This window comes from Clostridium sp. TJA020 (genome assembly GCF_058310295.1).
This window is the reverse complement of record NZ_JBZEFC010000001.1, coordinates 572,841-585,547: the sequence shown is the minus strand read 5'-3', so window position 1 is coordinate 585,547 and position 12,707 is coordinate 572,841. Positions and strand designations below refer to the sequence as shown.

General features: G+C 28.3%; 12 protein-coding genes. 11 read left to right on the top strand and 1 reads right to left on the bottom strand.

What is annotated here, in order from left to right:
* Positions 1-107: 107 nt before the first annotated feature.
* The 11 genes from yajC to aspS all read left to right on the top strand — a co-directional run bounded on the left by yajC (position 108) and on the right by aspS (position 12,250).
* The gene (gene yajC, locus AC4FQ1_RS03075; protein WP_303128631.1) at positions 108-389 is read left to right on the top strand and encodes a preprotein translocase subunit YajC; all 282 of its coding nucleotides are present in this window, start codon (positions 108-110) and stop codon (positions 387-389) included.
* A gap of 233 nt (positions 390-622) precedes the next feature.
* The gene (gene secD, locus AC4FQ1_RS03070; protein WP_491168903.1) at positions 623-1,873 is read left to right on the top strand and encodes a protein translocase subunit SecD; all 1,251 of its coding nucleotides are present in this window, start codon (positions 623-625) and stop codon (positions 1,871-1,873) included.
* 4 nt (positions 1,874-1,877) lie between these two features.
* A complete protein-coding gene (secF, locus tag AC4FQ1_RS03065; protein ID WP_491146805.1) occupies positions 1,878-2,747 on the top strand; it encodes a protein translocase subunit SecF in 870 nt (289 codons plus the stop codon).
* A 141-nt stretch (positions 2,748-2,888) separates the two neighbouring features.
* The gene (locus AC4FQ1_RS03060) at positions 2,889-3,746 is read left to right on the top strand and encodes a DHH family phosphoesterase (protein WP_303128717.1); all 858 of its coding nucleotides are present in this window, start codon (positions 2,889-2,891) and stop codon (positions 3,744-3,746) included.
* A gap of 54 nt (positions 3,747-3,800) precedes the next feature.
* On the top strand, positions 3,801-4,319 hold the full coding sequence (locus AC4FQ1_RS03055; RefSeq protein WP_303128625.1) for an adenine phosphoribosyltransferase: 519 nt from the start codon (positions 3,801-3,803) through the stop codon (positions 4,317-4,319).
* A gap of 115 nt (positions 4,320-4,434) precedes the next feature.
* Positions 4,435-6,618, top strand: a complete 2,184-nt coding sequence (locus tag AC4FQ1_RS03050) for a RelA/SpoT family protein (protein ID WP_491146806.1) — start codon at positions 4,435-4,437, stop codon at positions 6,616-6,618.
* A 17-nt stretch (positions 6,619-6,635) separates the two neighbouring features.
* Entirely contained in the window at positions 6,636-7,085 is a 450-nt protein-coding gene (dtd, locus tag AC4FQ1_RS03045; protein WP_303128618.1) for a D-aminoacyl-tRNA deacylase, read from the top strand.
* Positions 7,086-7,105: 20 nt separating this feature from the next.
* Positions 7,106-7,705, top strand: a complete 600-nt coding sequence (locus AC4FQ1_RS03040; RefSeq protein WP_491148131.1) for an MBL fold metallo-hydrolase — start codon at positions 7,106-7,108, stop codon at positions 7,703-7,705.
* 9 nt (positions 7,706-7,714) lie between these two features.
* Positions 7,715-9,142, top strand: coding sequence for a coproporphyrinogen III oxidase (locus AC4FQ1_RS03035; protein ID WP_491168902.1), 1,428 nt, complete (start codon positions 7,715-7,717; stop codon positions 9,140-9,142).
* 11 nt (positions 9,143-9,153) lie between these two features.
* Entirely contained in the window at positions 9,154-10,404 is a 1,251-nt protein-coding gene (hisS, locus tag AC4FQ1_RS03030; protein WP_303128611.1) for a histidine--tRNA ligase, read from the top strand.
* Between the two features lie 52 nt (positions 10,405-10,456).
* Complete coding sequence (aspS, locus tag AC4FQ1_RS03025) at positions 10,457-12,250, top strand: aspartate--tRNA ligase (protein ID WP_303128608.1); 1,794 nt, start codon at positions 10,457-10,459, stop codon at positions 12,248-12,250.
* Positions 12,251-12,295: 45 nt separating this feature from the next.
* Here aspS and AC4FQ1_RS03020 read toward each other — a convergent pair whose 3' ends face one another.
* Positions 12,296-12,670 carry a hypothetical protein gene (locus AC4FQ1_RS03020; RefSeq protein ID WP_491168901.1) on the bottom strand — a complete coding sequence of 125 codons (375 nt, stop codon included), beginning with the start codon at positions 12,668-12,670 and terminating at the stop codon, positions 12,296-12,298.
* Between the last annotated feature and the right edge of the window lie 37 nt (positions 12,671-12,707).

Sequence of the window (12,707 nt, the reverse complement as noted above, 5' to 3'; positions counted from 1 at the left end):
TTAATAATAGTTTTAAATGTTTTGTTGACAACAAAATGAAATAAATGTAAACTCATTTTAGGGATATAAGTTCCAAATGATACTTAAACAAGGAAAGGGTGTACAAAATGCCAATTTTATATCAAATACTACCATTGGTTTTAATATTTGGTCTTTTCTTCTTTATGATAATTCTTCCAGAAAAGAAGAGAAAGAAGCAATATGGACAAATGATGGATTCATTAAAAGTTAATGATGAAATAATGACAAGAGGCGGAATCGTTGGTAAAATAGTTAAAATGTCAGATGAGCATGTAGTAATAGAAACAAGCTCAGATAGAACAAAAATAAAATTAGTTAAAAATTCAATTGCAACTAAGTTAAATAAAGAGGAAGCTGAAGTTAAATAAAAATAATTTAAAAAGTAAAAACACCACAAAAGTGGTGTTTTTTATTTAATAAGATTGAATTAATCACAAAGTGAAATGTTTACATAATACTTTATTATGATATTATATTATGGTATAATTAAAAGCGATTTATAGAAATTTATACCAATAAATGTAAAATTATAAAAAGAATATTTAAGTATTAGTTTGGGCACTATACAATAGTGTTTATACTGAACCGAAGGGGGATAAAAATGAAAGGAAAAGGAAAAAGTACATTTATTTTTACGCTTTGTACCCTAGTTATAATAATTTTAGCAATAGTTTGCTTCAGAGGAGTTAAAATTGGAGGCTGGGAGATAAAATCTTTCAATCAAGCTATAACTAAAGGGTTGGATTTACAAGGTGGAGTTTCTGTGCTTTTAGGAATTCAAGATGAAAATGTAAGTCATGAAGATTTACAGAAAACAAAAGATTTAATAAAATTAAGAGTTGATAAGCTTGGAGTAGCTGAAACTGTAGTTACTACAGAAGGTGATAATAAAATAAGAGTTGATATACCTGGAGAATATAATTCACAAGGTATAGTAGATGCTTTAAGTAAAACAGGAGAGCTTACTTTTAAGGCGCCAGATGGAAAGGTAATTTTAACTGGTAAGGATGTAAAAAAAGCTACATCTATGCTTGATCAACAAAATGGAAAGCCTGTTGTTTCACTTGAATTAAATAATGAAGGAACTAAATTATTTTCAGAGGCTACTCAAAAATATTTAGGAAAACAAATATCAATTAATATGGATGATCAACAACTTACAAATCCTACAGTTCAAAGCCAAATAACAAATGGTGAAGCTGTAATTACTGGTATGAGTAGTGTTGAAGAAGCTAAAAATTTAGCAGGACTTATAAATTCAGGAGCATTACCTGTTAGTATAAAAGCTTTATCACAACAAACTGTTGGAGCACAACTTGGTGAAACAGCATTACCAAATGCCGTTAAAGCAGGAGTGATTGGAATAAGTTTAATATTCATATTTATGATTTTATATTATAGAGTTCCAGGTATAATAGCATCAATTGCTTTAACATTATATGTTACATTAGTTCTTCTAGTGTTTGTTGAAATTGGAGCAACACTTACACTTCCAGGTATAGCTGGATTCTTACTTACTATAGGTATGGCAGTAGATGCCAATGTACTTATATTTGAAAGAATAAGGGAAGAACTTAGAAATGGTATTTCACCAAAATCAGCAGTTAAGAAAGGCTTTGATAATGCACTTTCATCAATAGTTGATTCAAATGTAACAACAATAATAGCTGCATTGGTTCTTTATTTTGTAGGGTCTGGATCAGTTAAAGGATTTGCTATAACATTAATGATAGGTATAGTTGTAAGTTTATTTACGGCTCTTATAGTAACAAAATTCTTAATGAATCAAGCGTTAGCTGCTGGCTTCTTAAGCAAACCATCTCTGTTTAGAGTGAAAGTGAAAAGGGGGTAGAGCTATGTTGAAAATAATAGAACATGCAAAAATATGGATTACTTTATCCCTTATTTTTATAGTTGTGGGATTAGGCTTTATGTTCACAAGAGGTCTTAATTTTGGTATAGATTTTAAAGGTGGTACACAAGTTGTATTTGATTTTGGTAAAGAATTTGATAAACAAAAGGCAGATGAAATTGTTAAAAAATATGATAAAGATGCAATAACTAATACTGTAAATTCAACACAATATGAAATAAAATCACCTAATTTACCATCAAAAGAAGTTAATGAAATTTATGATCAATTTAAGAAAGATTTTAAAATTGGTGATAAAGCATTAGTTTCTCAAAATGAAATAGGTGCATCAGTTGGTAAAGAATTAACAGATAAAGCTATTATAGCAATTGGTATAGCATTTGTGTGCATGCTTATATATATAGCAATAAGATTTGAAATAAGATTTGGAATTGCGGCTTTAGTAGCCCTAATTCATGATATATTAGTAACTCTTAGTTTTTATGCTATATTTAATATAACAGTTAACTCACCATTTATAGCGGCTATATTAACTGTTGTAGGTTATTCAATAAATGATACTATAGTTATTTTTGATAGAATAAGAGAGAATTCAAAGATTATGAGAAGAAGTTCTCCAACTGAAATAGCTGATAAGAGTTTAACACAAACTATGTCAAGATCAATTAATACAACAATTACAACTCTTATAACAATTGTAGCAGTTAATATTTTTGTGCCAACTGTTAGAGAATTTTCTCTTCCACTTATAATTGGTATAGCTACAGGAGCTTATTCATCAATATTTATAGCATCACCTTTATGGGTTGCTCTTCAAAAAAGAAGAAATAATAATAAAAAAACAAAAGCATAACTTATAAGATTATGTCTAAATATAAAAGCCTTCAAAATAAATTTGAAGGTTTTTTAACTTTTTTACATAAATATTTGTCAAATGCTCTGTTTTAAATTATAATATTATTGTTTTCTAATTTTGTGGAGGAGATAGTAAGTGATGCGTAAGTTTTGGGAGAGTATATATTGCCCTAATTACATAAAAGGATATAATCCCTTTATTATGAAAGATATGAACAAGTCAATAGAACGTCTTGTTACAGCAATTAATAATAGGGAAAAGATCATTATATATGGAATAAACACTGTTGATGGTATTTGTGCAATTGCTTCCTTAAGCTTAGTTTTAAGATACTTAAATGCAGATGTAGAATATTTAATACATGATGGTGGAGACGAATGTAAAAAGGTAGATTCTTTTGATATAAAAACAAAAATAGATTTTTTAGGGGGAGAATTACTAATTACATTAGGAGTGGATTTAGCATCACAAGAAGAGGTTGAACTTTGTGATAGGCTTGGAATAGATTTAATAGTTATAGAGAATAAAATTATTAATGAAAAGAAAGATTATATTTATATAAATCCTAATCAAAAATGTTGTCAATATAGATATAAAAATTTATCATTAAGTGCTTTAACATTTAAATTAATGCAAGCTATAGCCATTTATTACAATATGAAAAGTATTAATAAATATTTGGATTTGATTTTAATTGGTACAAAGTGGGCAGGTTCTAAAGGTAGTGGAGAAAATGCTATTTTTCTAAAAGAAGGTAAGAAATTTTTAGACAATACAAATAACATTGGATTAAGAGCTATAATTAACTTTAATAATATAGAAGAACTTGATGACGAGAATATAGAGAAAATTATAAATTTAATAACTCCAACTACAAGTGCTGTTGGAAAATTAAATAATGCTAGAATAGTTCTAGAACTAATTACGACTGATGATGAAGATAGAGCAGAGCAAATAGCAAAATATTTATATAATACAAGAATAAGGCAGTTTTAAATGCATTATAATGTATTGTTAGGATGTAATTCTTAAAATATTGGAGGAATCAAAATGGATTTAAAAGAAAAAATAAGAATAGTTGAAGATTTTCCTAAAGAGGGAATAAGTTTTAAAGATGTAACTACATTAATTTCAGATGGAGAAGGATTAAGAGAATCTGTTAATAAGATAGTTGAGCATTTAAAAGACAAAAAGATAGATGTAGTTGTAGGTCCAGAAGCTAGAGGGTTTATATTTGGAGTTCCTGTTGCTTATGCATTAGGTGTTGGATTTATTCCAGTTAGAAAACCTGGTAAGCTACCAGGAGAAACTATATCAATAGCATATGATTTAGAATATGGTACAGATAATTTAGAATTACACAAAGGTTCTATAAAGAAAGGACAAAGAGTTGCAATAGTTGACGATTTATTAGCAACTGGAGGAACAATAGAAGCAGTAGCAAAACTTGTAGAACTTGCTGGTGGAGAAGTTGTTTCATTAGATTTTGTAATAGAACTTACAGAATTAAAAGGAAGAGATAAACTTAAAGGTTACGATGTAATGTCATTAACACAGTATGATGTTTAAAATCATTGAAAATGTTTTGACGGTATTATATAATAATAGATAATGGCTGGTTAAAAAACCAGCCTTTGATTTTAAATAATTATAGTTTAATACTATTTTAAGGGGCGTATTCCTAATGATAGAGAATTTAGTTAATTATATAGAAAAAAATTGCAATAATGTTGACATTGAAACGATAAAAAAAGCCTATAACTTAGCTAATGAAGCTCATAAAGATCAAAGTAGAGAATCAGGTGAACCTTACATAATACATCCAATAGACGTAGCATGTATATTAGCTGAACTTGGTATGGATACTAGCACTATTGCTGCAGGTCTTTTACATGACGTTATAGAAGATACAGATTATACATATGAAGATATGGCTAATGAATTTAATGAAGAAATAGCAAATCTTGTTGAAGGTGTAACAAAACTTGGCAAAATAGAATATAAGACAAAAGAAGAACAGCAAGCTGATAACGTAAGGAAAATGCTTTTAGCTATGGCTAAAGATATAAGAGTAATTATAATAAAATTAGCAGATAGACTTCATAATATGAGAACTCTTAAATATATGAAAAAAGAGAAGCAAAAACAAAAAGCAAAAGAAACTTTAGATATTTATGCACCTCTTGCTCATAGACTTGGTATGTCTAAAATTAAGTGGGAACTTGAAGATTTAAGTTTTAGATATTTGCATGAAGAAGAATATTATGATTTAGTACATAAAATTGCTGAAAAGAGAGTAGAGAGAGAAGCTTATATTGATTCTGTTATAGAGGATCTTAAAGGAAAATTAGATGATGCAGGAATTGATGCTGATATAGAAGGAAGGCCAAAACATTTCTATAGTATATATAGAAAAATGGTAAAAAAACATAAAGATATAGAACAAATATTTGACTTAACTGCAATAAGAATTTTAGTTGATTCAGTAAAAGATTGTTATGGAGTACTTGGTATAGTTCATACTATTTATAAACCAATACCAGGAAGATTTAAGGACTATATAGCTATGCCAAAGCCTAATATGTATCAATCACTGCATACAACCGTCATAGGACCGCAAGGTAAAACTTTTGAAATTCAAATAAGAACCTTTGAAATGCATAAAACAGCAGAATATGGTATAGCAGCTCACTGGAAATACAAAGAAGGAAGCGAAGATGATAAGGGTGCTGACTTTGAAATGAAGCTTGCATGGCTTAGAGATATGTTAGAATGGCAAAAAGAAACATCAGATGCTGAGGAATTTATAGAAGGATTTAAAATAGATTTATTTTCTGATGAAGTATTTGTATTTACTCCAAAAGGTGTAGTAATAAATTTAGCAAGTGGTTCTACACCAATAGATTTTGCTTATAGAATACATACTGATATAGGAAATAAATGTGTTGGTGCAAAAGTTAATGGTAAAATAGTACCTTTAGATTATAAGTTAAAGACTGGAGAGATAGTTGAAATAATTACTTCTAAAAGTACAAAAGGTCCTAAGATGGATTGGTTAAATATTGTAAAGAGTAATCAAGCTAAGAGTAAAATTAGACAATGGTTTAAAAAGATAAAAAAAGAAGAAAATATAGAAAAAGGAAAAGAAATCCTAGAAAAAGAACTTAAGAAACAAAGTGTTGTATTTAATGATATTGCAAAGGGAGATGTTTATAACAAACTTCTTAAGAGATACAATATACATAATTTAGAGGATTTATATGCTAATATAGGTGTTGGAGTAATAACAGCATCATCGTTTGTATCAAGGCTTAAAGAAGATAATATAGATGATAAAGCAGCTAAAGAAGCTTTAGAAAAAAATATTGAAGAACAAATACAAAAGCAAGAAAAGAAACATGAAAAAGATAACCAAAAAACTTATGGTGTTACTGTAAAAGGCCTTAGTAATATAATGGTTAGATTTGCAAAATGTTGTAATCCAGTGCCAGGTGATGATATAGTTGGATATATTACAAAAGGGCGAGGAGTATCTGTTCATAGAAAAGATTGTAATAATGTAAAAGCATTAATTAAAAATGAACCTGAAAAAATAGTTGAAGCTAGCTTTGGAAAGGCAAAGGGCTCAGCTTATATAGCAGAGGTTCAAATAAGAACAGAAGATAGAACTGGGATATTAGCTGAAATAATGAGTGTTATTAGTGAAAAAGGATTACCTTTAAATTCATTAAATGCGAATTCATCTAAAGGAAATGTTGCAACTATAAATATAAAAATAAAAATAAACTCAATAGAGCAATTAAAGGAGTTTATGAAGGTTATTAGAAAAATTAGAGGGGTAATTGATATATATAGAGTTAATAATTAAAGAAGGACGTGTTCATTTTGAGAGCTGTAGTACAGAGAGTTTCTTCATCTAGTGTAAAAGTAGATGGTGAAGTAGTAGGAAAAATAAATGAAGGATTAAATATTCTTATTGGAATATCAAAAGAAGATACTATAGAGGATTTAAAATATATAAAAGATAAAGTAGTTAATCTTAGAATTTTTGAAGATGAAAACTATAAAATGAATCAATCTTTATTAGATATAAAAGGAGAAATTTTAGTTATATCACAATTTACACTTTATGGTGATTGTAGAAAAGGTAGAAGACCTAATTTTATGAATGCTAAAGGTGGAGAAGAAGCTAAAATTCTTTACAATGAGTTTGTAAATATGTTAAAAGAAACAGGATTAAAAGTAGAAACTGGAGAATTTGGAGCGGATATGAAAGTTGATATACAAAATGATGGACCTGTAACAATACTTTTAGATAGTTTCAAACAATTTTAATAATAAGGAGATGATTTTTGATGATAGTTAAAACAATACCAGCAGGTATATATGATGCAAATTGTTATTTAATAATAGATAATGATACTAAAGAAGCAGGAATTATAGATCCAGGTGGAGATGAACTAAAGTTAAAACAAATAATAGAAGGACTTAATATAAAGCCAAAATTTATATTATTAACACATGCTCATTTAGATCATGTTGGAGCTGTTGAATACTTAAGTCAATCATTTAATATTCCATTCTATGTAAATGAAGCAGAAATGAAATATGTAGAAAATGATAATTATGTATTTGGAAATATAAGAAAGCCAGATGGATTCTTAACAGAAGATTCTAATCTTTATATAGGGAAAACTAAAGTTAATGTTATATGTACTCCAGGTCATACAGAAGGTGGAGTTTGTTTTCTAATTGGAGATGATTTGTTTTCAGGAGATACATTGTTTCAAGGGTCAATAGGAAGAACTGATTTTTCAGGTGGAGATTTTGGAAAAATAATTAATAGTATAAGGGTTAAATTATTGCCACTTGGAGATTATATAACTGTATATCCAGGACATGGACCAAAAACAACTATAGGATTTGAAAAGAAAAACAATCCATTTTTAAAGTAAGGAGAAAATATGAAAATTAATATAGGATTGAATGATTTAAAATACAGATATGATGTATATCAAATGTTTAATTTATATTTTCCTTTAGATGAAATAAAATTTGAAAATGAAAATGAATTTGATTACACTGTAGATATTAATAAAGATGAAGTTGTTTTTAAAAGTGGTAATTTTGAAGAAAAAGATAAAATAGAAGAAAATATAAAAGATATAATAAAGAAAACTATTTTTAAAGGACTTAAAAGTTTAACGGGAGATATTTATCCATGGGGAACTTTAGTTGGAATAAGACCTTCTAAAATTGCATTAAAACTATTAAATGAAGGAAAAAGCGAAGAAGAAATAATAAAATATTTTTATGAAAAACATATGGCTTTAGAAGAAAAAGCAAAACTTTGCATTGATATTGCAAAGGTAGAAGAAAAGTTTTTAGATATAAATAATAAAAAAATAGCTATATATATAGGAATGGCATTTTGCCCTACTAGATGTCTATATTGTTCTTTTGCATCAAATCCTATATCAGGAAATAAAAAACTTGTAAAACCATATTTAGATGCACTTTCTTATGAAATAGAGAAAATTAAAGAATATGTAGATAAAAAAGGGTTAGAGATAGAAACAGTATATTTTGGTGGAGGAACTCCTACATCAGTATCTAATGAAGAGTTTGAAGAAATAATGAATAAGGTTTATAATGCATTTGTGGTAAATAGAGGTATATTAGAATTTACTGTTGAATGTGGAAGACCTGATTCAATAACTTTAGAAAAACTTAAAACTATGAAAAAATATAATGTTTCTAGAATAAGTATAAATCCTCAAACTATGAATGATGAAACATTAAAGTTAATTGGAAGAAATCATAATTCAGAAGATGTAAAAGAAAAATTTAAAATTGCAAGAGAATTAGGTTTTAAAGATATTAATATGGATATGATAATAGGACTTCCAGGAGAAGGTATTAAAGAAGCTATAAAAACTGCAAATGAAATAAAAGAACTTAATCCAGATAGTTTAACAGTTCATGGACTTTCATTAAAAAGAGGCTCTAGACTTTATGAAAATTTCATACTTAAAAAAGGACTTGGAGTTAAACCACAAGATGAAATTTCAAAAATGTATGAAGAAAGCAGAAAGCTAGCAAATGATTTAGAACTTATACCTTACTATATGTATAGACAAAAAAATATGGTTGGAAATATGGAGAATATAGGATATTCTAAAGCGGGAAAAGAATGTATATATAATATGCAAATGATTGAAGATACTCAAAGTATAATAGCACTTGGAGCTGATGCTGTATCTAAAGTTGTATTTAGAGAAGAAAATAGAATTGAAAGATTTCCAAATGTTAAAGATGTTAGAGAATATATAAATAGAATAGATGAAATGATTGAAGGTAAAATAGATTTACTAAATACGTTGTATAAGTAGGAGGAAAGATAATGGAAATACAGGCACCTAAAGGTACTAAAGATATGTTACCAGTTGATGCTTATAAATGGCATTACGTTGAAAATATATTTAGAGAAATATCAAAAAATTTTGGTATAAGAGAAATTAGAACTCCAATGTTTGAACATACTGAGTTATTTTTAAGAGGTGTTGGAGAAACAACTGATATAGTTCAAAAGGAAATGTATACTTTTGAAGATAAAGGTGGTAGAAGTATTACTTTAAAACCTGAAGGAACAGCTCCAGCTGTTAGAGCTTTTATTGAAAATAGATTATTTAATGAAGCACAACCAACAAAACTTTTCTATATAACACCATGTTTTAGATATGAGAAAGCGCAAAAAGGAAGATATAGACAATTCCATCAATATGGAATTGAAATGTTTGGAAGTGAAAAGCCTTCAATAGATGCAGAAGTTATGGCTCTTGCTATGACTATATTAAAAAAGATAGGGCTTAAAGGATTAAGTCTTAATATAAATAATTTAGGATGTCCAAATTGTAGACCTAAATATAATGATGCATTAAAGAAATTTTTAGAAGAAAATTATGATAACTTATGTCCAACTTGTAAAACAAGATTTAACAAAAATCCAATGAGAATATTAGATTGTAAAGAACATAAGTGTAAAGAAATAACTAAAAGTGCTCCAATAATATTGGATTATATTTGTGATGAATGTAGTGATCATTTTGATAAGGTAAAGGAATATTTAGATATTTTAGGTATACCTTATACAGTTGATCCAGGAATTGTTAGAGGACTTGATTATTATACAAAAACAATATTTGAAATATTAAATTCAGACTTCACAGTATGTGGAGGGGGAAGATATGATAAGCTAATAGAAGAAATTGGTGGACCAGAAACACCAGCAGTTGGATTTGGTATGGGAATAGAAAGACTTATACTTGCTATTGAAAAAGAAGGTATAGTTATAAATGAGGATCCAACAGTAGAACTTTATTTAGCAGCTAGGGGAGAAGAAGGGGCTAAGGAAGCATTTAGGCTAGCTCATGCTTTAAGAGAAATTGGAGTAAGTTCAGAAATAAATCATGCAGGAAGAAGCTTTAAAGCAGAAATGAAATATGCGAATAAAATAGGGGCAAAATTCAATGTTGTTTTAGGTGATGATGAACTTCAAAATAGAAAAGCTAAATTTAAGAGAATGAGTGATGGAGAACAATTTGAATTAAGCTTAGATGATTTAGAAAAAATAAAAGAGCTTATTAAAGCTTAAAATTTGTTTTAGCTTGCAGAGAAAAAATAATATAGATATGGAGGAATCACATATGGCAGAATCACTTAGTGGATTAAAGAGAACAATGATGTGTGGTGAACCTAGAGAAGAGCATGTAGGTAAGAAAATTACCTTAATGGGATGGGTTCAAAGAAATAGAAAACTTGGAGGCTTACAGTTTATAGATTTAAGAGATAGAACTGGAATAATGCAAGTAGTATTTGGAGATGATGTTACTGAAGAAGTTTTCGAAAAAGCAAAAGGAGTTAGACCAGAATATTGTATAGCAGTTACTGGTGAGGTAGTACTTAGAGAAGCTCCAAATAAAGAATTACCTACAGGACTTGTAGAATTAAAATGTGAGGATATAAGAATTCTTTCAGAATCAGAAACACCTCCAATATATATAAAAGAAGGACTAGATGCAGCTGAGAATATAAGATTAAAGTATAGATATTTAGACCTTAGAAGACCAGATATGCAAAAAATATTTATGATAAGAAATAGGACTACTAAGGCAATAAGAGATTATTTAGATAATTGTGGATTTTTAGAAGTTGAAACTCCAGTACTTACAAAAAGTACTCCAGAAGGTGCAAGAGATTACTTAGTTCCTTCAAGAAATTATCCAGGAATGTTTTATGCACTTCCACAATCACCTCAAATATTTAAGCAATTATTAATGGTTTCAGGATTTGATAAATATTATCAAATAACTAAATGTTTTAGAGATGAAGATTTAAGAGCAAATAGACAACCAGAGTTTACTCAAGTTGACTTAGAAATGAGCTTTGTTGAGCAAGAAGATGTAATGGCTTTAAATGAAGGATTAATAGCTCATGTATTTAAAGAAGTTTTAGGTCATGAAGTTAAACTTCCAATTAAGAGAATGACTTTTAAAGAAGCAATGGAAAGCTACGGATCAGATAAACCAGATTTAAGATTTGGAATGAAGATACAAGATATATCAGAAGTAGTTAAAGATGTTGATTTTAAAGTATTTAAAGAACCTTTAGAAAATGGTGGGTCAGTTAGATGTCTTTGTGTAGAAGGTGGAGCTTCTATGGGAAGAAAAGATATTGATAGACTTGGTGAATTTGTAAAAACTTATAAAGCTAAGGGACTTGCATGGATTAAAGTTAAAGAAGATGGAATACAATCTCCAATAGCTAAGTTCTTAACAGAAGAACAAATGACTAATCTTTTAGAAAAAGTTTCAGCTAACACTAACGATTTAGTTTTAATAGTTGCAGACAAAAATTCAGTAGTATTCCAAAGCTTAGGAGCATTAAGATTAGAACTTGCTAAAAAGCTTGATTTAATAAAAGATAAAAATGAATTTAATTTCACTTGGATTACAGAGTTCCCATTATTTGAATATAGTGAAGAAGAAGAAAGATACACTGCATGTCACCATCCATTCACAGCACCAATGGAAGAAGACTTAAAGTATTTAGAAACTGAACCAGGAAAAGTAAGATCAATTGCATATGACTTAGTTTTAAATGGAGAAGAGTTAGGTGGAGGATCAATAAGAATTCATGACACTGAACTTCAAGAAAGAATGTTTAAAGCTTTAGGATTTACAATGGAAGAAGCTTGGAAGAGATTTGGTTTCTTACTAGAAGCATTCAAATTTGGTCCACCACCACATGGCGGATTAGCATTTGGATTAGATAGAATGATAATGTTCTTAGCAGGAACTGATAATATAAAAGATGTTATAGCATTCCCTAAAAACCAAAATGCATATTGTTATTTAAGTGAAGCTCCAAACATTGTAGATGAAAAGCAATTAAATGAGCTTGGAATATCAATAAATTTAAAAGAAGAGAATGAAGAATAATTAAAATCACACCCAGAAAATATTAATTTTCTGGGTGTTTTTATATTAACTTAAACTTATTATAATACATAGTATTCCACTAAGCATTAATTCAGCACTATGGAATTTAACATCAAATATAGTAGTTCTTAGAGCATTATTTGCCCTATCAAGTGATTCTTTTTCATGGTGAACCATTTCTAAATTAGTTTTAGATACGTATTGAGAATTGCTTTGACCTAAAGTGTTAATACCGTTTCCAATATGAAATCCACCAGAAATAGAAAAACCACCAATTATAGAGAAAATAATTCCTAATATAAGAAGTACATCAGAATATACAAAATTAGAAATGATTGATATAAAAAATGCTAAAAAAATTAAAATTAAAGAGTATAAAATTAAACATTTACCTCTTTGAAGTATTTCATATTTTTGCATATTAAATTATTCTCCATAAAAGTAATATTAGTATATT